This window comes from Isoptericola sp. NPDC056605, from assembly GCF_042792795.1.
GTDB lineage: Bacteria > Actinomycetota > Actinomycetes > Actinomycetales > Cellulomonadaceae > Isoptericola.
Genome location: NZ_JBHTVT010000005.1, coordinates 31171 through 53233 on the forward strand (window position 1 = coordinate 31171; position 22063 = coordinate 53233).

20 protein-coding genes are annotated in these 22063 nt (G+C 75.0%); 10 read left to right on the plus strand and 10 right to left on the minus strand.

Annotated elements, in window-relative coordinates; all coding sequences use genetic code 11:
* The first annotated feature begins 96 nt into the window (after positions 1-96).
* Both ACFQ8Y_RS06870 and ACFQ8Y_RS06875 read left to right on the plus strand, forming a co-directional pair.
* Positions 97-1014, plus strand: coding sequence for a LysR family transcriptional regulator (locus tag ACFQ8Y_RS06870; RefSeq protein ID WP_430585011.1), 918 nt, complete (start codon positions 97-99; stop codon positions 1012-1014).
* Between the two features lie 85 nt (positions 1015-1099).
* Complete coding sequence (locus tag ACFQ8Y_RS06875; RefSeq protein WP_430563851.1) at positions 1100-1879, plus strand: DedA family protein; 780 nt, start codon at positions 1100-1102, stop codon at positions 1877-1879.
* On the opposite strand, the gene nhaA is transcribed toward ACFQ8Y_RS06875, so the two are convergent.
* The gene (gene nhaA / locus ACFQ8Y_RS06880; protein ID WP_430585012.1) at positions 1845-3200 is read right to left on the minus strand and encodes a Na+/H+ antiporter NhaA; all 1356 of its coding nucleotides are present in this window, start codon (positions 3198-3200) and stop codon (positions 1845-1847) included. The genes ACFQ8Y_RS06875 and nhaA overlap by 35 nt on opposite strands.
* 69 nt (positions 3201-3269) lie before the next feature.
* Positions 3270-3842 carry a DUF1697 domain-containing protein gene (locus tag ACFQ8Y_RS06885; RefSeq protein WP_430585013.1) on the minus strand — a complete coding sequence of 191 codons (573 nt, stop codon included), beginning with the start codon at positions 3840-3842 and terminating at the stop codon, positions 3270-3272.
* 258 nt (positions 3843-4100) lie between these two features.
* Between ACFQ8Y_RS06885 and ACFQ8Y_RS06890 the strand changes: the two genes are divergently transcribed.
* Positions 4101-5477: a PhoH family protein gene (locus tag ACFQ8Y_RS06890; RefSeq protein WP_430549618.1), complete on the plus strand. Its 1377-nt coding sequence runs from the start codon at positions 4101-4103 to the stop codon at positions 5475-5477.
* Between the two features lie 19 nt (positions 5478-5496).
* On the opposite strand, the gene ACFQ8Y_RS06895 is transcribed toward ACFQ8Y_RS06890, so the two are convergent.
* Positions 5497-6834: an FUSC family protein gene (locus tag ACFQ8Y_RS06895; protein ID WP_430585014.1), complete on the minus strand. Its 1338-nt coding sequence runs from the start codon at positions 6832-6834 to the stop codon at positions 5497-5499.
* A gap of 69 nt (positions 6835-6903) precedes the next feature.
* On the opposite strand from ACFQ8Y_RS06895, the gene ACFQ8Y_RS06900 reads away from it, so the two are divergent.
* Complete coding sequence (locus ACFQ8Y_RS06900) at positions 6904-7392, plus strand: MarR family winged helix-turn-helix transcriptional regulator (protein ID WP_430585015.1); 489 nt, start codon at positions 6904-6906, stop codon at positions 7390-7392.
* 216 nt (positions 7393-7608) lie between these two features.
* Here the strand turns inward: ACFQ8Y_RS06900 and ACFQ8Y_RS06905 are convergent, their stop codons facing one another.
* Positions 7609-9045, minus strand: a complete 1437-nt coding sequence (locus ACFQ8Y_RS06905) for a class II fumarate hydratase (protein WP_430549621.1) — start codon at positions 9043-9045, stop codon at positions 7609-7611.
* A gap of 117 nt (positions 9046-9162) precedes the next feature.
* On the opposite strand from ACFQ8Y_RS06905, the gene ACFQ8Y_RS06910 reads away from it, so the two are divergent.
* Positions 9163-9732: a DUF1697 domain-containing protein gene (locus ACFQ8Y_RS06910; RefSeq protein ID WP_430585016.1), complete on the plus strand. Its 570-nt coding sequence runs from the start codon at positions 9163-9165 to the stop codon at positions 9730-9732.
* Between the two features lie 38 nt (positions 9733-9770).
* Here ACFQ8Y_RS06910 and ACFQ8Y_RS06915 read toward each other — a convergent pair whose 3' ends face one another.
* Genes ACFQ8Y_RS06915 through ACFQ8Y_RS06925 form a run of 3 tightly spaced genes read right to left on the minus strand, consistent with a single transcriptional unit; the run spans position 9771 to position 11670 of the window.
* Complete coding sequence (locus tag ACFQ8Y_RS06915; RefSeq protein ID WP_430549623.1) at positions 9771-10412, minus strand: carbonic anhydrase; 642 nt, start codon at positions 10410-10412, stop codon at positions 9771-9773.
* The gene (locus ACFQ8Y_RS06920) at positions 10409-11401 is read right to left on the minus strand and encodes a PfkB family carbohydrate kinase (protein WP_430585017.1); all 993 of its coding nucleotides are present in this window, start codon (positions 11399-11401) and stop codon (positions 10409-10411) included. The genes ACFQ8Y_RS06915 and ACFQ8Y_RS06920 overlap by 4 nt, the downstream gene beginning before the upstream one ends.
* Positions 11398-11670, minus strand: coding sequence for an exodeoxyribonuclease VII small subunit (locus tag ACFQ8Y_RS06925; RefSeq protein WP_430549625.1), 273 nt, complete (start codon positions 11668-11670; stop codon positions 11398-11400). Before ACFQ8Y_RS06925 ends, ACFQ8Y_RS06920 begins: the two co-directional genes overlap by 4 nt.
* Positions 11671-11772: 102 nt before the next feature.
* Here ACFQ8Y_RS06925 and ACFQ8Y_RS06930 point away from each other — a divergent pair, with 102 nt between their 5' ends.
* On the plus strand, positions 11773-13392 hold the full coding sequence (locus ACFQ8Y_RS06930) for an ABC-F family ATP-binding cassette domain-containing protein (RefSeq protein ID WP_430563858.1): 1620 nt from the start codon (positions 11773-11775) through the stop codon (positions 13390-13392).
* Positions 13393-13417: 25 nt separating this feature from the next.
* Here ACFQ8Y_RS06930 and ACFQ8Y_RS06935 read toward each other — a convergent pair whose 3' ends face one another.
* Entirely contained in the window at positions 13418-14569 is a 1152-nt protein-coding gene (locus tag ACFQ8Y_RS06935; protein ID WP_430563859.1) for an epoxide hydrolase family protein, read from the minus strand.
* Positions 14570-14630: 61 nt separating this feature from the next.
* Between ACFQ8Y_RS06935 and ACFQ8Y_RS06940 the strand changes: the two genes are divergently transcribed.
* Positions 14631-15593, plus strand: coding sequence for a helix-turn-helix transcriptional regulator (locus ACFQ8Y_RS06940; RefSeq protein WP_430585018.1), 963 nt, complete (start codon positions 14631-14633; stop codon positions 15591-15593).
* Here ACFQ8Y_RS06940 and xseA read toward each other — a convergent pair.
* Positions 15559-16863 (minus strand): exodeoxyribonuclease VII large subunit, encoded by a 1305-nt coding sequence (gene xseA, locus ACFQ8Y_RS06945; protein WP_430585019.1) that lies wholly within the window; start codon positions 16861-16863, stop codon positions 15559-15561. The genes ACFQ8Y_RS06940 and xseA overlap by 35 nt on opposite strands.
* 83 nt (positions 16864-16946) lie before the next feature.
* Here xseA and ACFQ8Y_RS06950 point away from each other — a divergent pair, with 83 nt between their 5' ends.
* Positions 16947-17990, plus strand: coding sequence for a 4-hydroxy-3-methylbut-2-enyl diphosphate reductase (locus ACFQ8Y_RS06950; protein WP_430549630.1), 1044 nt, complete (start codon positions 16947-16949; stop codon positions 17988-17990).
* 18 nt (positions 17991-18008) lie between these two features.
* Here the strand turns inward: ACFQ8Y_RS06950 and rmuC are convergent, their stop codons facing one another.
* Complete coding sequence (rmuC, locus tag ACFQ8Y_RS06955; RefSeq protein ID WP_430585020.1) at positions 18009-19586, minus strand: DNA recombination protein RmuC; 1578 nt, start codon at positions 19584-19586, stop codon at positions 18009-18011.
* A 72-nt stretch (positions 19587-19658) separates the two neighbouring features.
* Between rmuC and ACFQ8Y_RS06960 the strand changes: the two genes are divergently transcribed.
* Both ACFQ8Y_RS06960 and ACFQ8Y_RS06965 read left to right on the plus strand, forming a co-directional pair.
* Complete coding sequence (locus ACFQ8Y_RS06960) at positions 19659-20483, plus strand: ABC transporter ATP-binding protein (protein ID WP_430549632.1); 825 nt, start codon at positions 19659-19661, stop codon at positions 20481-20483.
* Positions 20453-22054, plus strand: coding sequence for a hypothetical protein (locus ACFQ8Y_RS06965; RefSeq protein WP_430563862.1), 1602 nt, complete (start codon positions 20453-20455; stop codon positions 22052-22054). Before ACFQ8Y_RS06960 ends, ACFQ8Y_RS06965 begins: the two co-directional genes overlap by 31 nt.
* Positions 22055-22063 lie beyond the last annotated feature (9 nt).

The following is a 22063-nucleotide window of genomic DNA, read 5'->3' on the forward strand; positions in this document are numbered from 1 at the left end:
ATGCTGCCGGTCCCGCCCGTGTGCGCGCAACGTCCAACCGAGCACGCGTGGTGTGCACGGATGCACATCGGGTGCGGCGGGCAGTAGGGTGCCGGCGTGCCGACGACGCCGCCCTCGCCCGACCAGCTCCTCGTGCTGCTCGAGGTCGCCCGCACCGGTCGGTACACCACCGCGGCCGAGGTGCTCGGCGTCAACCACACGACCGTCGCCCGCAACGTGGCCGCGCTCGAGCGCGCGCTCGGCGGCCGGGTGCTGGTGCGCGGCGCCGACGGCTGGGAGCTGACGCGGCTGGGGGAGCGGGCCGCGCGCGCCGCCGAGGCGGTCGCCGCGGCCGTCTCCGGTCTCGCCACGCCGGACGGCGAGCCGGACCCGGTCACCGGCGTCGTGCGGATGACGGCGACCGACGGGTTCAGCGCCTACGTCGCGTCGCCCGCCGTGGCCGCGCTGCGCAGCCGCCACCCGGACCTGTCCGTCGAGCTCGTCACCGTCACCCGGCACGCCATGCAGCACCGCTCCGGCGTGGACGTGGAGGTCGTGGTGGGCGAGCCGCAGGTGGGTCGCGCCAAGGCCGTGCGGCTCGGCGACTACGAGCTCGGCATGTACGCGTCGCGGGACTACCTCGCGCGTCACGCCGCCCCGGCGACGGTGGCGGACCTCGCGGACCACGGGCTGGTCTACTTCGTGAACTCGATGCTGCAGGTGGACGCGCTCGACGCCCCGCGGCGGCTGGTACCCGGGATGCGCGACGCGCTCACGTCGACCAACGTCTTCGTGCACGTCGAGGCCACCCGGGCGGGCGCGGGCGTCGGGTTCCTGCCGTGCTTCATGGCCGACCGGCACGCCGACCTGGTGCGCCTGCTCCCGGGCGAGGTGCGCGACCGGCTGCCGTACTGGGCGGTGGTGCACCCGGAGTCGTGGCGGCGACCCGCCGTCGCGGCGCTGCTCGAGGCCCTGCGCGACCAGGTGGCACGCAGCCGCGAGGCGCTCCTCGGCGTCGGCGGCCGGCCGGGCTGACCGGGGCGCCTCAGGGTTCCCCCAGGGTCGAACCGGGGGCACACCCCATGGTCGCGGGCGGGGCCGGCGCCGCAGGGTGGGAGGCATGATCGACGCGATCGCCACCGGGTTGGCCCAGGTCTGGGGGCAGCTGGAGAGCACGCTGTTCGCGCTCGTGTCCTCCGCATGGGCGTTCCCCGCGCTCTTCGGGGCGACCGCGGCGGACGGCTTCTTCCCGCCCGTGCCCGGCGAGACCGTGATCATCATGATGGCGGTGGGCGCCGAGACCGGACAGGGCGTGAACCTCGCGCTCGTGGTCCTCGTCGCGGCCCTCGGCGCCTGGTGCGGCGACCAGGTGGCCTACGCGCTCGGGCGGGCCCTGGGCACGTCGCGCGTCCCGTTCCTGCGCGGCCCGCGCGGGCAGCGCGCCGTCGCCTGGGCGGCCCGCTCCTTCGAGCGGCGCGGCGCGTCCGTCGTCCTCGGGGCGCGCTTCGTGCCGGTCGGGCGGACGGCGGTCAACGTCACCGCGGGCGCGGTCGGGTTCTCGCGGCGCCGTTTCATGGGCCTGTCGGCCGTCGCGTCCCTGGCGTGGGCGACGTGGTCCGTGCTGCTCGGGGTGGTGGCCGCCCAGCCGCTGGGCGACCACCCGCTGCTCGCCGTCGCCGTCGGGATCGTCGTGGGCACGCTGCTCGGGTTCGTCGTCGACCGCGTCCTCACGGCCTGGGCCGCCCGCGGCCGTCGTGCCGCGCCCGCGCCGCGGACGGCATCGGGGGCAGCCGCCGTGGCACAGCGGGAGCCGGCGCTCGCGGGCGGCACCGCGCCGCGGGTCCCTGCCCGCGCCGCGGCCGCCCTCAGTGCTCCCTGCGGTCCTTCTCGTCCCCGATGAAGTCGGCGACGGCGTCGTCGACGCCGTCGAGGTTCATGTCGGAGGTGCGGGCCCGCCGGGCGTCCCAGCGCAACGTGAGGGCGCCGAGCACCGCGGCGATCACCGACCCCAGCAGGATGGCGGCCTTGGCGCCCTCCGTGTGCTCCGACGCGTGCCCGAACGACAGCTCGGACACGAGCAGCGCCACCGTGAACCCGATGCCGGCGAGGAAGCCGACGGGCAGCAGGTCGCGCACGCCGATGCCCTGCGCGAGCCGGAGCGGGGTGAGGCGCGTGACCAGCGCCGTCGTGCCCAGCACCCCGATCAGCTTGCCCACCACGAGCCCGACGGTGATCGCCGGGACCACCGGCTGCCCGAGGATCTCGGTGACGCCGCCGCCGTCGACCAGGTCCACGCCGGCCGCGAAGAACGCGAAGACCGGCAGCGCGACGCCCTGCGACCACGGCTTGACCGCCCGCTCGTAGCGGTGCGTGCGCGGGACCGCCTCGCCGTGGGTGGGCCGGGCCGCCACCGTGAAGCCCATGAGCACGCCGGCCACGGTCGCGTGCACCCCGGAGGCGTGCATGAACGCCCAGGCCACCGCGAAGAGCGGCACGAGCATCCACCAGTACGGCCGCCGGGACCGGACGACCAGCCCGAACACCACGATCACGGCGAGCGAGGCGGCGAGGTAGCCGAAGTTCAGGGACTCCGTGTAGAAGACGGCGATGACGATGATCGCGAGCAGGTCGTCGACCACCGCGAGGGTGAGCAGGAACGTGCGCACCGCGGCGGGCAGGCCCTTGCCGAACACGGCCAGCACGCCGAGCGCGAAAGCGATGTCGGTGGCCGTGGGGATGGCCCACCCCTGGAGAGCACCGGGCTCGCCCAGCGCGACGACGATCACCGAGTAGAGGACGGCGGGCACCGCCATGCCCCCGACGGCGGCGAGCATCGGCACGCCCGCCTCCTTCGGGCTGCGGAGGCTGCCGGCGACGAACTCGTGCTTGAGCTCCACGCCGACGACGAAGAAGAAGATCGCGAGCAGGCCGTCCGCCGCCCACTCCGCGACCGTGAGGTCGAGGTGCACGGACAGCGGCCCCAGCCGGTCGAAGCCGAGCACCGCCTCGGACAGGGCGAAGTACCACTCGCGCCACGGGGCGTTCGCGCAGATCAGGGCGAGGAGGGCGGCGCCGATGAGGAGCGCCCCGCCCGTGGTCTCGCGGGAGGCGAAGCGGCGGAGCCGGGTGCCGAGGGGCTGGGTGGCGGTCTCGGAGGTCAGGGTTCTTTCTCCTGTCCGGTCGTGGGGTCGCTGGTCTCCCGGCGTTGCAGCCGGTGCCACCGACCAGACTTCCCGGCTCACCCGCGGGCCAGCCTAACGTCCGCGGCGGGTGCCCGGCCCCGGCGTCCGTCAGGTCGCCTCGCGGGCCATCCCGACCAGCTTGGTCAGGGTGTTCCAGTTCCGGGCGGTGGTCCAGGTACCGGCGGCCTTGTCGATCGCCGCCGGGGTGAGCTTCGACCGGCCGATGCCCGCCACGTAGTCCACGTAGAGCACGCCGTCGACGACGGCGAACCGCTCGGGCCGGCCCTCGGCCAGCCGCGCGAGGGCGTCGGCGTCCACGGGTGCGGGGGAGACGTGCACCTGCACCTGGGCCGGGTGGTCGGCGACGGCGTCCGGGAACGGGTCGGCGGCGAGGAACGCCGCCACGCGCTCCGCCGTCACGGCGACGGCGCGCAGGTCGCCACCGAGCTGCGCGGCGAGCGCGGCGGTGACGCGCTCGGCGACGTCGGCGTCGTCCGCCGGCCCCACCGCGACCAGGTTCCCGCTGTTGGCGTAGGTGCGGGGGTCGGTGAGGCCCGCGGTGGCGGCGGCCTCGCGCAGGTCGGCGGAGCTCACGCGGCGCGAGCCGCCGACGTTCACGCCGCGCAGCAGCACGACCCAGGCGGTCGGGTCGTCGGTGGGCCTGGAGGGGTTCGGGGTCACGGCTCCATGGTGCTCGCCCTGCCCGCGTGCGTCGCGGCGGGGTCCGGGGCGTGAACGCCGGGTGACAACTTCCCGACCCGCCGACGCGGGGGTGGTGGCGCGAATCACAGCGTCGTAGTTTGGCGGCAGGGACGGTGTCCAGCCGTCCTCGGGGAGGCCAGCCGATGGGGTTCACGCTCCGTGCGGGAGGGCCGGCTCCGGTCCGGCGCCGCGCGGCGCCCCCGGGGCGGCCGCCCGTCCACCTGGAGGGAGCTCGCCGTGGCCCGAACTGCACCCGTCCCTGAGCGCGACACCGTCGACGCCGTCGACCCGGACGGCACCGCCCCGCGCACGTTCGTCGTCGACACGTCCGTGCTGTTGTCCGACCCTCGGGCGATCCACCGCTTCGCCGAGCACGACGTCGTCCTGCCGGTCGTCGTCATCACGGAGCTGGAGGCCAAGCGGCACCACGCCGAGCTCGGCTACTTCGCCCGCAGCGCGCTGCGGATGCTCGACGACCTGCGCCTCAAGCACGGCCGCCTCGACGCCGCCATCCCCGTCGGCGACGCCGGCGGCACGCTCCGCGTGGAGCTCAACCACACCGACCCGCAGGTGCTGCCCGCCGGGTTCCGGCTGGGCGACAACGACACCCGGATCCTGTCCGTGGCGGCCAACCTCGCGGCCGAGGGGCGCGACGTCACCGTCGTCTCCAAGGACCTGCCGATGCGGGTCAAGGCGTCGGCGGTCGGCCTGCGCGCGGAGGAGTACCGCCACGAGCTCGCCGTCGACTCCGGCTGGACCGGGATGCGCGAGATCGACGTCGCCGACGAGCAGGTGGGCACCCTGTACGAGGGGGGCGAGGTGGAGCTGGCCGCCCTCGACCCGGAGGTGGTCGAGGCCGCGTCGCCGCTGCTGTGCCACACCGGGCTGGTGATCCACTCGCCGGGCGGCTCCGCCCTCGGGCGCGTGACGCCCGACAAGACGGTGCGGCTCGTCCGCGGCGACCAGGACGTCTTCGGCGTGCACGGTCGTTCCGCCGAGCAGCGCATCGCCATCGACCTGCTGCTCGACCCCGAGGTGGGGATCCTGTCGCTGGGCGGGCGCGCCGGCACCGGCAAGTCGGCGCTGGCGCTGTGCGCCGGGCTGGAGGCGGTGCTCGAGCGCCGGCAGCACCGCAAGGTCATCGTGTTCCGCCCGCTGTACGCCGTGGGCGGTCAGGAGCTCGGCTACCTGCCCGGGTCCGAGTCCGAGAAGATGAACCCCTGGGCCCAGGCCGTGTACGACACGCTCGGCGCGCTCGTCTCGCCCGACGTCGTCGACGAGGTGATCGACCGCGAGATGCTCGAGGTGCTGCCGCTGACGCACATCCGCGGCCGGTCGCTGCACGACGCGTTCGTCATCGTCGACGAGGCCCAGTCCCTGGAGCGGAACGTGCTCCTCACGGTGCTGTCGCGCATCGGGCAGGACTCGCGCGTGGTCCTCACGCACGACGTCGCGCAGCGCGACAACCTGCGGGTCGGGCGGCACGACGGCGTCGCGGCCGTGATCGAGGCGATGAAGGGCCACCCGCTGTTCGCGCACGTGACGCTGACGCGCTCCGAGCGGTCGCCCGTCGCGGCGCTGGTCACCGAGATGCTGGAGTCGCTGGAGATCTGACGGGGCGCCGCGCCGCCGGTCAGGCCTTTGCCGGCATCGCCGGCCGGCGGCGCGGGTGCACCAGGACGACGGCGAGCACGCCGACGACGGCGCCGAGCACGGTGTCGAGGGCGCGCGAGGCCGCGATCCCCGCGGGGTCGACGGACCCGCCGAGCGAGGTCATCAGCAGGGCCATCGGGGTGATGGTGAGCATCGCCAGGCCGTAGTGACGCCCGACGACGACCTCCGTGACGACCTGCAGCACCACGACGACGACGCAGGTCGCGGCGAACGACAGGTGCGCCGAAAGGAGCGGCCAGGCGAGCAGGGCGCCCAGCACGGTGCCGCCCCCGCGCTGCAGCGCGCGGACCACGGCGTGGCGGGTGCTCGCCCCCTGCAGCGTGGCCGTGGCGCCGAGCTGCGCCCACGCGGGATGGCTCAGGCCGGCGGCGAGCGTGCCCGCACCGGCGACGACGCTCGCCAGCACCACGCGGACGCCCGCGAGCCGCCAGCCGGGGACGCGCCATCCCGCGCGGACGTCGTCGCGCAGACGGCGGCGCGCCGGCAGCGCGTCGGCGGGCGCGGCCGAGGTGCTCGGCGCGGCGGCGGACGGCGCGTCCAGCGCCGCGGCGACCGCGGCCAGCTCGGCGGCGAGCACCCGCGCGGTGTCGCGGGTGCGCCGGGAGGAGAGGTCGTCCGCCAGCACGTCGCCGGCACGGGCCACGGCGGCCGACGCGGCCCGCGCGGCCTCCGGGGCGTCGGGGCCGGCGTCGAGCGACCTCCGCACCGCGTCCGCCGCCCGACGGACGGCCAGGCGCGCCGGTGCGCTCGGGCGCACGAGCCAGCCGCTCATCCCGACGACCCATGCCACGGCGGTGCCGAGGGCGAACGCGACGCCCCGTTCGCCGACGTCGCTCCAGGCCAGGGGGCCGACCATGCCGCCCGCCGCGGCGAAGACGACGATGCTCGCCCCGGGAGGCCCGGTGCGGACCAGGGTGCACAGGGCCGTCGTCGCGCCGGCGACGAGCGCCACCACCGCGAGGACCACGAGCACGGGGGCGCCCGCGGCGGTGAGGGAGGCCGTGAGCAGGAAGGCCACGACGAACACGGCGGCGACGCCGGCCAGCAGCGACGCGCGGCGCCGGTACGGCTCGTACCGCCCGTACAGGATGACGAGCGCCCCGAGGGACGCGAAGGCCGCCAGGTCGGTGCGCCCCACGGCGGCGCTGAGCGCGAGGACGACGGCGGCCGCGGCGCCCACGCGCAGCGCGGCCGCGAGCGTCGCGTCGGCGGGGTTGACGCGGAGCGCGGAGCGCAGGTGCGCGGGGTCGAGCACGTCGCGGGCGCTCGTCAGGACGGGGGAGGAGGTGGGAGGCATTGCCGACCATGATAGTTCACAGGTAAATCATCATGGAAGGAGTAGCGGTGTGACCTCTATCCTGTCGCCGTGGACTACATCGAGCGCGTGCGCGCGCAGTGGGCCGAGCGGTTGCCCGGTGTCGACACGTCCCCGGCCGACGTCGGCGCGCGGGTGCGCCGGATCGCCGCCCTGCTGGAGGTCGAGGTGTCCGGGGATCTCGCGGCTCGCGACGTCACGCGTGCCGAGCTCGACGTCCTCACGGCGCTGCGGCGCTCCGGCCGCCCGCTGCGGGCGGGCGAGATCACCACGATGACGGGGTCGCCGGGCGCGTCGATCACCAAGCGCCTCGACCGGCTGGAGCGGGCCGGGCTGGTGGAGCGTGCCGTGCACGAGCGCGACAAGCGGGGCGTGCTGGTGGCGCTGACCGTGGAGGGGGAGGAGCTCGTCGACGAGCTGTTCCCGCGCCAGATCGAGCACGAGCGCGCGGCCCTGGTGGACCTGTCCGAGACGGAGCGTGCCGAGCTCGGCCGCCTGCTCGCCGTCGTGCTGCGCCGGCTGGACCCGCGCGACTACTGAGCCACCACCCGGTCGTCCGGCGTGACGACGTGCTGTGCGGGGAGGCGCCGCACGTCTCAGGTGGAACCCCCCAGCCCCGCGCCCCGAGGGGCGCCTCCCCGCGTACGCCGACAGTAGCAGGTGAGGTTAGCCTTACCAACCCCGAGTCCAGGTTGCGGGAGGACGACGACGGCGGCAGCCCCGCTCTCCGGGACTGCCGCCGTCGTCGTGCTCGGGTCAGGCCTGCGGGGGCCGCGTCATCGACAGGACGTCGAGGGCCGAGTCGAGCTGGGCCTCCGTGACCTCGCCGCGCTCCACGAAGCCGAGGTCGATCACGGCCTCGCGCACCGTGAGGCCCTGCTTGACCGAGTGCTTCGCGACCTTGGCCGCGGCCTCGTAACCGATCACGCGGTTGAGCGGCGTGACGATCGACGGCGAGGACTCGGCGAACGCGCGGGCCCGGTCCACGTTGGCGGTGATGCCGGAGACCGTCTTGTCGGCGAGCGCGCGCGACGCGTTGGCGAGCAGGCGGATCGACTCCAGCACGCCCTGCGCGATCACCGGGATCTGCACGTTGAGCTCGAACGAGCCGCTCGCGCCCGCCCAGGCGACGGTGGCGTCGTTGCCGATCACGCGGGCCGCCACCATGAGCACGGCCTCCGGGATCACCGGGTTGACCTTGCCCGGCATGATCGACGAGCCCGGCTGGAGGTCGGGGATCGCGATCTCGCCCAGGCCGGTGTTCGGGCCCGAGCCCATCCAGCGCAGGTCGTTGCAGATCTTGGTGACCGACACGGCGATGGTGCGCAGCGCGCCCGAGAGCTCGACGAGACCGTCGCGCGCCGACTGCGCCTCGAAGTGGTCGCGCGCCTCCGTCAGCGGCAGGCCCGTGTCCTCGCGGAGCAGCTCGATGACGCGCTGCGGGAAGCCGGCAGGCGTGTTGATGCCGGTGCCGACCGCGGTGCCGCCCAGCGGGACCTCGGCCGCGCGGGGCAGCGCCGCCTCGACGCGCTCGACGCCGTAGCGGATCGCGGCGGCGTACCCGCCGAACTCCTGGCCGAGCGTGACCGGGGTGGCGTCCATGAGGTGCGTGCGGCCGGACTTCACGACGGTCGCGAACTCGTCGGACTTGGCGGCCAGCGCGTCGGCCAGGTGCTTCAGCGCCGGGACCAGGTCGTGGATCGCGCCGGCGGTGGCGGCGACGTGCACCGACGTCGGGAAGACATCGTTGGAGGACTGCGAGGCGTTGACGTGGTCGTTCGGGTGCACGTCCTTGCCGAGCGAGCGCGTGGCCAGCGTGGCCAGCACCTCGTTGGTGTTCATGTTCGACGACGTGCCCGAGCCGGTCTGGAAGACGTCGACGGGGAAGTGCGCGTCGTGCGCGCCCGAGGCGACCTCGTCGGCCGCGGCGACGATGGCGTCCGCGACGTCCTGGTCGAGCACGCCCAGCTCGGCGTTCGCCCGCGCGGCGGCCTTCTTGACGCGCGCCAGGGCCTCGATGTGCCCGCGCTCGAGGGGGGTGCCGGAGATCGGGAAGTTCTCCACGGCCCGCTGCGTCTGCGCGCGGTAGAGCGCGTGCGCGGGGACGCGCACCTCGCCCATCGTGTCGTGCTCGATGCGGTACTCGGTCTCGCCCGCGCCGGACGCGCCGGGGACGACGGTGTCGGAAGTCATGCCTCTATCGTGCCGCACCCGCGCGGGCGTTCCGTCGTGAGCCGGATCACTCCGACGCGGTGCGTTCTCGGGGCGGTCGTCGGTGCGGTCGTCGGTGCGGCGCGGGAGGATCGCGGGGTGACGTTCACCCACGTGGTGCTCTACCGCGCGATGAACCTGGGACACCGCGGCAGCCCGGTGCGCGCCGAGCTGGAGGCCGCGCTGCTGGACGCGGGCGCGCGGTCGGTGCGGTCGTTCCAGACCAACGGCACCGTGCTGCTCGACCCGGGGGAGCCCGACGGGGGCGGCGACCCCTCCGCGGCCGAGCGGGTGGTGCGGGCCGCCGCCCCGCGGCTTGCCGAGCGGTCCGGCTACGCGCACCCCGCGCTGGTGCGCCCGCTCGACGACGTGGCGGCGGCGATCGACGGAGACCCGTTCGCGCTCACCCGCGACGAGCGGACGTACCGGGACACCCTGACCTTCGTGGACGGCGGGGAGCCGCTGACCGTCGACCTGCCCTGGACGGACCCGCGCGACCTGCTCGACCTCGTCGCCGCCCGACCGGGCGTGGTGCTCGCCGTCGTGCGGGGCGGCCCGGGGACGGGCGGCGACCCGAACTCCGTCGTCGAGCGGCTCACCGGCGGGGTCGCCACGACACGCACCCTCGGCACCGTGCGGCGGCTGCTGGCGGCCGCCGCACGGGCCTGAGCGGGCGGGGCCACCCGCTCGTCACGGTCAGGCGGAGGTCAGGCGGCGGCCGGCTGCTCGCCGACCTCGCCGTCGACCGCCACGAGGCGCGCGCTGCCGTCGTCCAGGTCGTAGACGACGCCGACCACGGCCAGGCGACCCTCGTCGACGGCCGTGCCGATCGCGGCCGAGTAGCCGCGCAGCAGCGCGACGGTGTGCTTGACGTGCTCCGTGCGCAGCACGTCCGGGTCGATCGGCCCGGTGACGCCCTGCCGGCTGGTGAGCTCCGCCACCGACGGGATGACCTTGTCGACCACGGCGCGCACGAACCCCGGGGGCTGCTCGCCGGTCGCGAGGGTGTGCGCGGTCGCCGCGACGGCGCCGCACGAGTCGTGCCCCAGCACCACCACGAGCGGCGTGTGCAGCACCTCCGTGCCGTACTCGATGGAGCCGAGCACGGTCGTGTCCACCACGTGGCCGGCGGTGCGCACGACGAAGACGTCGCCCAGGCCCTGGTCGAAGATGATCTCGGCCGCCACCCGGGAGTCGGAGCACCCGAAGATCACCGTGTGCGGGTGCTGCACCGTGCGCAGCTCGTGGCGGCGGACGGCGTCCTGGTCGGGGTGCTCCGGCTCGTCGCGGACGAAGCGGCCGTTGCCGGCCCGCAGGCGGGTCCAGGCCTCGGTGGGGGTCAGGGTCATGAGTGCTCCTCTGCTCCGTGCTCGTCTGTTCCGCGCTCGTCAGTTCCGTGCTCGCCGACCCGCACGCGGTCCGGCCCGATGAGATCGTGCGGCCACGGCGGGTTCGCGCCGGCCCGGGAGACGGTCACGGCGGCCACGGCCACGGCGCGCACGAGCATCCGGGCCGTCGCCGCGCGGTCGATGGCGCGCAGCGCGTCCCGCCGGGCCGCGCCCAGCAGGTCCGCACCCCACAGCCAGTCCAGGAGGGCGCCCATGAACGAGTCGCCCGCGCCGACGGTGTCGACCACGTCGACCCGCGGGGCTGCGACGGCGACCTCGCCGGCCGCCGTCACCGCCGTCGCACCCTCGCCGCCGAACGTCACCACGACGACCGCCGGCCCGGTGGCCTGCCAGGCGCGCGCGACGTCCAGCGGCTCGCGGCCCGGGTACAGCCACGCCAGGTCCTCGTCGCTGACCTTCACCACGTCCGAGAGCGCGACGATCTCCTCGACCCGCGGCCGCACGACGTCGGCGTCGCCCATGATCGCGGGCCTCGCGTTGGGGTCATAGGTCACTGTCGACGTCGCCCGGGCGACCTCCACCAGCCCCCGCACGTCGGCGTCCCCGGGCGGGAGCATCGCGGCGATGGAGCCGGTGTGCACGGCCAGCGTGTCGTCGCCGGCACCCGCGCCGGCGGGGACCTGCCAGTCGAGGTCGAACTCGTAGGTCGCGGCGCCCGCCTCGTCCAGCGTCGCCTGCGCGACGCTCGTGCGCGACGCGCCGTCGCTGCCGGGGGCCAGGGCGACGCGGGACCCTGCGAGCCACGACCGGACGTCGTCGCCGCGCGTGTCCCGACCGAGCCAGGTCGCCAGCCGCACGTCGCGGCCGAGGCGGCCGAGGGTGAGGGCGACGTTCGCGAGGCTGCCGCCCGGGTGCTCCTCGCTGGTCCCGTCGGGCCGGTGCACGACGTCGACCAGCGCCTCGCCCACCGCGAGGACGTGCGCGCTCACGCGTCCTCCTCCTCGTCCTCGGTGGTGGCGTCGGCAGCGGACGAGGCCGCCTGCGCCGCCGCGAGCCGCTCGCGCGCGCCGTCGAGCCACTGCTGGCAGCGCGCCGCCAGCGCCTCGCCACGCTCCCAGAGTGCGAGCGACTCCTCGAGGGGCTCGCTGCCGGCCTCCAGCCGGGCGACCACCTGGACGAGCTCGTCGCGGGCGGCTTCGTACGTCAGGGCGGAGACGTCGGCGGGCAGGTCGGGGGCACCGGGGTTCGCATCGGTCACGAGGGACAGTCAACATCACCTCGCCGACAGGCCGCCGACGTCGTCCGCGCTGCGGGCGGAAATGCCTTGCGGGCGGCCCGGCGGTCGGGCAGCGTGCGCGGCATGGGTCATCTGGAGGTGGCGCACGTCGAGCACGTGCTGCCGGACGGGCGCACGCTGCTCGACGACGTCTCGTTCCGCGTCCCCGAGGGCAGCGCCACGGCTCTCGTCGGCCCCAACGGCTCCGGGAAGACCACCCTGCTGCGCCTGCTGTCGGGCGACCTGGTACCGCAGGCGGGCTCCGTCACCGTGACGGGCGGGCTCGGCGTCATGCGGCAGTTCGTCGGCTCCGTGCGGGACGAGACGACCGTGCGCGACCTGCTCGTCGACGTCGCGCCGCCGCGGGTGCGCGACGCCGCGCGCGCCGTCGACGCCGCGGAGCTGGCGATCATGGAGGTCGACGACGAGCCCGCGCAGCTCGCCTACGCGCAGGCGCTCGCCGACTGGGCCGAGGCGCAGGGCTACGAGGCCGAGACGCTGTGGGACGTGTGCACCGTCGCCGCGCTCGGCGTCCCGTACGAGCAGGCACGGTGGCGCGAGGTGCGCACCCTGTCCGGCGGCGAGCAGAAGCGGCTCGTCCTGGAGGCGCTGCTGCGCGGGCCGGACGAGGTGCTGCTGCTCGACGAGCCCGACAACTACCTCGACGTGCCCGGCAAGCGGTGGCTCGAGGACCAGCTCCGTGCCACCCGGAAGACCGTGCTGTTCGTCTCGCACGACCGCGAGCTGCTGGCGCGCGTCGCCGACCGCATCGTCTCCCTCGAGCCCGCGCCGTCCGGCGCCGACGCCTGGGTGCACGGCGGCGGCTTCGCCACGTTCCACGAGGCGCGGCGCGAGCGGTTCGCGCGGTTCGAGGAGCTGCGCCGGCGCTGGGACGAGAAGCACGCCCAGCTGGTGCGGCTGGTGCGCGAGCTGCGCCAGGCGGCCGCGAACAGCGACGCGATGGCGTCGCGCTACCGCGCCGCGCAGACCCGCCTGAGCAAGTTCGAGGAGGCCGGCCCGCCTCCCGAGCCCCCGCGCGAGCAGGACATCCGGATGCGCCTGCGCGGCGGCCGGACGGGGGTGCGCGCGCTGACCTGCGAGCGGCTCGGGCTCACGGGGCTCATGCAGCCGTTCGACCTGGAGGTCTTCTACGGCGAGCGGGTCGCGGTCCTCGGGTCGAACGGTTCCGGCAAGTCGCACTTCCTGCGGCTGCTCGGGGGCGACGACGTCGCGCACACGGGCGAGTGGCGCCTCGGCGCGCGCGTCGTGCCCGGCGTCTTCGCGCAGACCCACGCCCACCCGGAGCTGTTCGGGCGCACGCTCACCCAGATCCTGTGGGAGGACCACGCCCGCGACCGCGGGGCGGCGATGTCCGTGCTGCGCCGCTACGAGCTGACCGTCGCCGCGGACCGCGCGTTCGACCGCCTGTCGGGCGGGCAGCAGGCGCGGTTCCAGATCCTGCTGCTCGAGCTCGCCGGCTGCACCGCGCTGCTGCTCGACGAGCCGACGGACAACCTCGACCTGGCCAGCGCCGAGGCGCTGCAGGACGGCCTGGAGGCGTTCGACGGCACCGTCCTCGCCGTCACGCACGACCGCTGGTTCGCGCGCTCGTTCGACCGGTTCCTGGTGTTCGGCGCGGACGGCACCGTGCGCGAGACGCCGGAGCCCGTCTGGGACGAGGGGCGGGTCGCCCGCGCACGGTGACGCGCGTCGGAGGTTCGGGCGCCGGTCACGACCGGCCGCTGAAGAAGGCGCGCAGGTCCGCGGCGAGCAGCTCGGGCTCCTCCATCGCGGGGAAGTGCCCGCCCTCGGCGTGCTCCACCCACTGGTCGATCGCGCCCCAGCCGTTGAACACCTTCGCCATGAGCGGGTGCGTGTCGAACACGGACCACGCGGACGGGACGTCGGAGGCGGAGAGCCAGTCGAGCCCGGAGTGCGACGCCTCGTAGTAGAACTGGGCGCTCGACGCCCCGCTGCGGGTGAACCAGTACAGCGACACGTTGGCCAGGAGCTGGTCGCGGTCGACGGACTCCGCAGGCGTGGGGTGCGCGGGGTTGGTCCAGGTCTGGAACTTCTCCGCGACCCAGGCGAGCTGACCGACCGGCGAGTCGGTGAGGGCCGCGCCGATCGTGTCGGGGCGGTGGTTCTGCATCTCGAAGTAGCCGTGCTCGGCGGCGTCGCGCGCGCGGACCGCGTCGATCTGCGCCACCTCGTCGTCGGTCAGCCCGTCGGGAGCGGGATACGCGGTGCCCACCATGCCGAGCGACCGGCCGTCGCTCCCGACGTGGGTGCCGATCACGCGCTGGGGGTACAGGCCCGCCAGGCGGCCGGTGGTGCCGGCCCCGATGTCGGTGCCGTGCACGGCGAACCGGTCGTACCCGAGGCGGGTCATGATCTCGGCGTAGGCCTCGGTGGTGCGCGCCACCTCCCAGCCGGTGCCGGACAGCGGCGTCGAGAAGCCGAACCCGGGCAGGGACGGGACGACGACGTGGAACGTGTCCGTGAGCAGCGGGATCAGGCGCTGGTACTCGACGAACGACCCCGGCCACCCGTGGCACAGGAGCAGCGGGATCGCGTCCGGGTCCGCGGAGCGGGCGTGCACGACGTGGAAGGTCTGGCCGTCGACGACGGTCGTGACCTGCTCGTGCGCGTTCAGGGCGGCCTCCTGCGCGCGCCAGTCGAAGTCGTCGCGCCAGTAGGCGGCCAGCTCGCGCAGGTACGGCAGGGGGATGCCGCGGCCGAAGTCCGTGCGGTCGTCGCGGCCGGGCACGGGCAGGGGCCAGCGGGTGCGGGCCAGCCGGTCGCGCAGGTCGTCGAGGTCCGCCTGCGGGACCTCGACGCGGAAGGGGACGAGGGCGGTGTCTGCGGTGTTCTCGGTCATGGCTCCACGCTCGCAGCAATCGCGGAAGACTTGCTTCCGCGATGGGTGAGATGCTCCGAACATGCTCGAGACCTCGGCCCGGCTCCTCCAGCTCCTGTCCCTGCTGCAGCTGCGGCGCGACTGGACCAGCGGAGACCTCGCCGAGCGGCTCGGGGTGAGCACCCGCACCGTGCGCACCGACGTCGGCAAGCTGCGCTCGCTCGGCTACCCCGTCGAGGCCCGGCCCGGGGTCGCCGGCGGGTACCGGCTCGCCGCCGGGTCGGCGATGCCGCCGCTGGTGCTGGACGACGACGAGGCGGTGGCGGTCGCGATCGGGCTCACCGCGGCCGCGCACGGGCCGCTCGGCGAGGGGGAGACCGCCCTCACCGCGCTCGCGAAGGTCGAGCAGGTGATGCCCGCGCACCTGCGGCGGCGCGTCGAGGCCGTCCGGGAGGCGACGAGCGTCGTGCCGGACGGGGACCCGGCGCCCGACCTGGAGGTGCTCGGTGGTGTCGCCGCCGCGATCCGGGCCGGCGAACGGCTCCGGTTCCGCTACACCACCCACGACGGTTCCGAGTCGTCCCGGCACACGGAACCGCACCGCCTGGTGCGCTGGGGGTCGCGCTGGTACCTGCTGGCCTGGGACCTCAACCGCCTGGACTGGCGCGTCTTCCGTGCCGACCGGATCGCACTGCGCCCGCCCACCGGGTCGCGGTTCCGGCCGCGCGTCATCCCCGAGGACGTGGTGCTGCGGCACGTCGTGGCGCGGGTGGGCCGGGCGACGTGGCGCTACCGGGCCAGGATCCTCGTGCACGCATCGGCCGCGGAGGTCGTCGCGAAGGTCGGCTCCCCGCTCGAGGTGGAGGAGACCGGGCCGTCCAGCTGCCGGGTCGAGGTCGGCAGCGACGACCCCGACCGGCTCGCCCTGTGGATCACGCAGCTCGGGATGGACGTCGAGGTGCTCGAAGGGGACGAGCTGGCCGCGGCGTTCGGCCGGCTCGCGGACCGGTTCAGGCGGGCTGCGCGGGTGCGGCCGTCGCGGTGACGGCGGCCTCCAGCGATCCCTCGGCGACGCGCACGTGCACCGCGTCGCCGGTCGCGACGTCGCGGGCCGCGCGCACCACGTGCCCGTCCCCGCGCTGCACGACGGCGTACCCGCGCTCGAGCGTGGCCTGCGGCGAGAGCGCGCGGACCTGGGCCTCGAGCCGCCCGACCTCGCCCGCGGCGCGCAGCAGCGCGGCGTCCAGCCGGTGGCGGGCGTGCCGCACGAGCTGGGCGATCTCGCGCTCGCGGACGTCGACCGTCGTCTGGGGCCGGGCCAGCACCGGCCGCGTCCGCAGCGCGTCGAGGCCGTGCTGCTCCCGCTCCACCCGGGCCGAGACCGCGGCGCGCATCCGCCGGCGCGCCTGGTCGAGGCGCAGCCGCTCCTCCGCGACGTCGGGCACGACCTGCTTCGCGGCGTCCGTCGGGGTCGACGCGCGGTGGTCGGCGACGAGGTCCAGCAGCGGGGTGTCGGTCTCGTGCCCGATGGCGCTGACCAGCGGCGTCGTGCAGGCTGCGGCCGCCCGCACCAGGGCCTCGTTGCTGAACGGCAGCAGGTCCTCCACCGAGCCGCCGCCGCGCGCCACGACGATCACCTCGACCTCCGGCCGGGCGTCGAGATCGGCGATCGCGCCGCTCACCTCGCGCACGGCGTCGACGCCCTGCACCGCGACCTCGCGGATCTCGAACCGCACCTGCGGCCAGCGGGCGCGCGCGTTCACGACGACGTCGTGCTCGGCCTTCGACTCGCGCCCGCAGACGAGGCCCACGACGGCGGGCAGGAACGGCAGAGGGCGTTTGCGGTCGAGGTCGAACAGGCCCTCGGCCGCGAGCACGCGACGGAGCTGGTCGATGCGGGCGAGCAGCTCGCCGACGCCCACCTGGCGCACCGCCGTCGCGCGCATCGACAGGCGACCGGTCTTGACCCAGAACTCGGGCTTGGCCTGCACCACGACGTGGTCGCCCACCTCGGGCTTGTGGTGGAGACCCTCGTAGATCCGCGACAGCAGGTGCACGGGCAGCGAGGCCTCGGCGTCGGTGTCGCGCAGCGTGACGAACTGCATCCCCGCCCGGGGGCGGTAGGTGTGCTCCACGACCTGGCCCTCGACCCAGACCGACGACATCCTCGCGACGTAGTCCCGGATCTTCGCGGACAGCAGCCGCACCGGCCACGGGCGCTCCACGGTCGTGTCGCGGGCGAGCTCGGGCAGGGGCTGCGGCTGGGCTGTTGTCCGGGATTCCGGCTGGGACGTGTCCGACACGCCGTCCAGCATGCCCCACGCCCCCGACGAGCTCCTCGGGCGGCCGTCAGGCGCCCGTCACAGGACGTCCACACCCGCCCACCTAGACTGGCCGCGTGACTGTGACCAGCCCGGCCCCCGCCACCCCGACGACCACCAAGCGCGTGCTCCTCGCCGCGCCCCGCGGCTACTGCGCGGGGGTGGACCGTGCGGTGGTCGCGGTGGAGAAGGCGCTCGAGACGTACGGCGCGCCCGTGTACGTGCGCAAGGAGATCGTGCACAACAAGCACGTGGTCGAGACGCTGCGCGACCGCGGCGCGATCTTCGTCAACGAGACGGACGAGGTGCCCGAGGGCGCGCGGCTCGTCTTCTCCGCGCACGGCGTCTCGCCCGCGGTCCGCGCGTCCGCCGCGGCCCGCAGCCTGGACACCATCGACGCCACCTGCCCGCTGGTGACGAAGGTGCACAAGGAGGCCGTCCGGTTCGCCAAGGACGACTACGACATCCTCCTCATCGGCCACACCGGCCACGAGGAGGTCGAGGGCACCGCCGGCGAGGCGCCCGACCACGTGCAGGTCGTCAACTCCCCGGACGAGGTCGACCAGGTGCAGGTCCGCGACCCGCACAAGGTCGTCTGGATCTCGCAGACCACCCTGTCCGTGGACGAGACGATGGAGACCGTGCGCCGCCTGCGCGACCGGTTCCCCGAGATGCAGGACCCGCCCAGCGACGACATCTGCTACGCCACGCAGAACCGCCAGGTCGCGGTGAAGAAGCTGGCCCCGGAGTGCGACGTCGTCGTCGTCGTGGGCTCCGCGAACTCGTCGAACTCGGTGCGGCTGGTCGAGGTGGCGCTGCAGGCCGGCGCCCGCACCGCGTACCGGGTGGACCGCGCGACCGAGATCGAGGACGCCTGGCTCGACGGCGCGACGACGGTGGGCGTCACGTCCGGCGCGTCGGTGCCCGAGATCCTCGTGCAGGACGTCATCGCGCACCTGGACAGCCACGGCTTCGGCGCGGTCGAGGAGGTCCGCACCGCCACCGAGGACCTGATGTTCTCCCTGCCGCGCGAGCTGGCGCGCGGCCTCAAGGCCGCGGGCCACGAGGAGAAGCGCCCCCGTCGCGGCGCGCGGACCGCGCTGCCCGTCGAGCCGGCCTGACGCCGCCGGTCGCGCGGCTCAGCCGGCGGCCGACTCGCCCTTCTCCGCGGCCCCGGCCGCGCGCTCGAGGTCGCGCTGCGCGGCGTCGACGAGCGACTCGACCGAGTCGTCGCGGTCCCCGTCCGCGGTCAGGGTGCCGAGGTCGACGACCAGGCCCTCCTCGACCGCCAGCAGCTCGGGCTTGGTGACCGCGCGGGTCGTGTCCTCGACCGCCTTGAGCGGCTCGATGGCCTGGCCCGCGTCCACGACCTTGAGCTCGACCATCCGCCGCGCCTGCGGCAGCACGCGGGTCTCCAGCGACCCGACGAACGAGTTGTAGTGCTTGGTCGCGGCGGTCATCGACTGACCGAGCTTGGTGATGCTCTTGGTCATCGTGACGATGCGCGCGTAGAGCTCCTTGCCGGTCTGCAGCACCTTCTGCGCGTCCTCGGCGATGGCGTCCTGCTGCCACGCGTACGCCACGGTGCGCAGCATGGCGACGAGCGTCATCGGGGTGGCGACGAGCACCCGCTTGCGGATCGCCGTCTCGAGCAGGTCGGGCTGGCGCTCGACCGCCGCCGCCAGGATGGGCTCGGCCGGGACGAACAGCACCACGAACTCGGGCGCCGCGTCGAACTGCGCCCAGTAGGCCTTGCCCGCCAGCACGTCCACGTGCTTGGCGAGGTCCTTGGCGTGGGCGTCGAGCTCCTTGTCGCCGTCGGCGGGGCTCTCCGCCTGCTGGGCGCGCAGGTACGCGCTGAGCGGCACCTTGGCGTCGACCACGATGTTCTTGCCACCCGCCAGGCTCACGACCAGGTCGGGGATCAGGGTGTCGCCCTCGGCCGTCGTGCGGTGCACCTGCGCCTCGAAGTCGACGTGGTCCACCATCCCGGCGGCCTCGACCACCCGCTTCAGCTGGAGCTCGCCCCACACGCCGCGCGTCTGGTTGGACCGCAGCGCCGAGACGAGGTCGCTGGTGCCGACGCGCAGCTGCGAGTTGACCGTCTCGAGCTGGCGCAGCTGCTCCGTGAGGGCCGTGTGTCCCTGGAGGCGCGCCTGCTCGGCGGTGTCGACGCGGGCGTTGACCTTGTCGAGGGTCTTGCTCATCGGGTCGAGCAGCGCGCGGATCGCCTGCTCACGCTGCGCGAGCGTCTCGTCGTTCTTCTGCGTGCTGCGCCGCAGCCGCTCGTCCGCGAGGTCGAGGAACTGCTTCTGGTTCGCCGTGAGGACGTCGTTGGCCAGCGCGCGGAACCGCTGTGCCGCGGCCTCCTGGTCGCCCTTGGCCTCGGCGAGCTGCTCCTCGAGGTGCTCGCGCACCTGGGTGAGCAGCCGGTCGGCCTGCTCGCGCGCCTCCGTCACGCGCCGGTCCGCCTCCTCGCGGGACTGCGCGCGCTGCTCCGCCAGCCGGCGCTCGCTCTCCTGCGTCGCCTGCCCGAGGCGGCTGCGCAGCTCGGCGGCGTCGCGCCGCAGGACCTCGAGCTCGCCGTGCTCCTGGACCCGCTGGAGCTCGTCGGACCGGCCCGCCCTGGCGGCGCGGGTCGCGTGCCCCAGCCACCCCACCAGCACTCCTACGCCCAGGGCGCCGAGGATGAGGATCACTGCGAGGCTCGTCGTCATGCGCCACACGGTGTCATGGGGCACCGACACGTCCCAGCCCCCACGCGGCGCTCCGCGCACTACGGTTGACCCGTGAGCGACCAGACCGGGCCGCCGCCCGCCGCCCCCGCCCCCGTCCCTCCGCCCGACCTCGCCGCCGCCCTGAGCCTGCGCGGCCTGTGGAAGCGGTTCGGCCAGAAGATCGCCGTCGCCGGCGTGGACCTCGACGTCCCGACCGGCTCGTTCTTCGGCCTCGTCGGCCCCAACGGCGCGGGCAAGACGACGTCCCTGTCGATGGCGACCGGCCTGCTGCGGCCCGACTTCGGCACCGTGCACGTCCACGGCACGGACCTGTGGGCCCGGCCCGAGGAGGCGAAGGCCGCGCTCGGCGTGCTGCCGGACGGCGTGCGGCTGTTCGACCGGCTCACCGGCGCGCAGCTCCTCACCTACGCGGGCCTGCTGCGCGGGCTGGACCGGGCCACGGTCGCGGAGCGCACCGAGGACCTGCTGCAGGCGATGGACCTCGTCGGCGACCGCGACACGTTCGTCGTCGACTACTCCGCCGGCATGACGAAGAAGATCGGCCTGGCGTCGGCGATGATCCACGCGCCGCGCGTGCTCGTGCTGGACGAGCCGTTCGAGGCGGTCGACCCCGTCAGCGCCGCGAACATCCGCGACATCCTGCACGGGTACGTGGCCGACGGCGGCACGGTCGTCGTGTCGAGCCACGTCATGGACCTGGTGCAGCGGATGTGCTCGCACGTGGCGGTCATCGCCGGCGGGCACGTGCTCGCGGCCGGCACCGTCGCCGACGTGCGCGGGGAGCAGAGCCTCGAGGACCGCTTCGTCGACCTCGTCGGCGGCCGTCGGGAGTCGGAGGGACTGGCGTGGTTGCGCAGCTCGTCCGCCTCAAGCTGACCCTCCTGGCCAACACGTTCCGCCGGAGCGTGTGGCAGACGATCGGGCTGGTGATCGGGTCCCTGTACGGGCTCGGCGTGCTGGTCCTGGTGGTGGCCGCCGCCGTGGCCGGAGGCACCGCGGACCCGGTCGTGACGGGCCACGTCCTCACCCTGGCGGGCGCGCTCGTGGTCCTCGCGTGGTGGGTCGTGCCCGTCTTCGCGTTCGGGGTCGACGCGACCCTCGACCCGCGGCGCTTCGTCACCTTCGCCATCCCGCGGCGCACGCTGCTGGCCGGGCTCGCGCTGGCGGGGCTCGTGTCGATCCCCGCGGCGGTCACGACGCTCGGCGCGCTGGGCGTCTCCTTCGCCTGGTGGCGGCAGCCGGCCGCGCTCGTCGCGGCGCTGGTCGGCGGCGTCCTCGCCACCGCGCTGTGCGTCGTGGGCTCCCGGGCGGCGACGACCGCCCTCGCGCCGCTGCTCGACTCGCGGCGGTACCGCGAGGTGCTGGCGATCGTCGCCGTGGTGCCGCTCCTGCTGATCGGGCCCGCGGTCGGCTGGCTGGCGGACGGCGTCGAGGTGACCGTGGACGGGGCCGGCGCGGACGCGCTGGGGGCGGCGATCGCACCGCTGGCCGGCGTCGTGGGCTGGACGCCGCTGGGGGCGCCGTGGGCCCTGGCCTCGGCGGTCCACGACGGCGCGTGGGCCCTCCTCGTGGCCCGGGTCGCGATCTGCCTGGCCACGCTCGCCCTCGCCTGGGTGGTGTGGGACCGCGCGCTCGCCCGCGAGCTCGTGACGCCGCACGGCGGCGGCTCGTCGGCCACGGCGGCCAAGGGTCTCGGCTGGTTCGGCCGGCTGCCCGCCACGCCGCTGGGGGCGGTCGCCGCGCGGACCGCGACCTACTGGGTGCGCGACCCCCGGTACGCCGCGTCGATCGCGATGGTGCCGCTGCTGCCGCTGGTGCTGCTCGCCGTCGGGACGACGAACGGCGCGGGCGGGGTGATCCTGCTCCTCATGGCGCCCCTGGCGGCGTGGCTGCTCGGCTTCGGCATCTCGAACGACGTCGGCTACGACAACACTGCGTTCGCGCTGCACGTCGCGACCGGTGTCCGGGGGAGGACCGACCGGTGGGGCCGCGTGCTGCCCGTGCTGGTGGCGGGGCTGCCCCTGTGCGTCGCGTTCGCCGTGGTCGGGTGCGCCGTCGCCGGCCGCTGGGACGCGCTGCCCGCCATGCTCGGCCTCACGGCCGGCACGCTGGGCGCGTCGCTCGGGATCTCGAGCGCCGTGTCCGCGCGGCTCGTCTATCCCGTGCCGAAGCCGGGGGAGAGCCCGTTCAAGTCGCCGCAGGGCGCCACGATGGCGACGATGCTCGCCCAGATGGCGACGATGGGGATCATCCTCGCGGTGAGCGTGCCCACGCTCGCGCTCGCGCTGCCCGCGATCCTGCTGCCCCAGGCGGCCCTCGGCTGGGCGGCGCTCGGCGTCGGGCTCGTCACCGGCGTGCTCGTGCTGCTGCTGGGCGTGCGCTGGGGCGCCCGGACCTACGACCGCCGTCTCCCCGAGCTGCTGCAGCAGGTGATGGCCTTCGGGTGACGTCCCGGC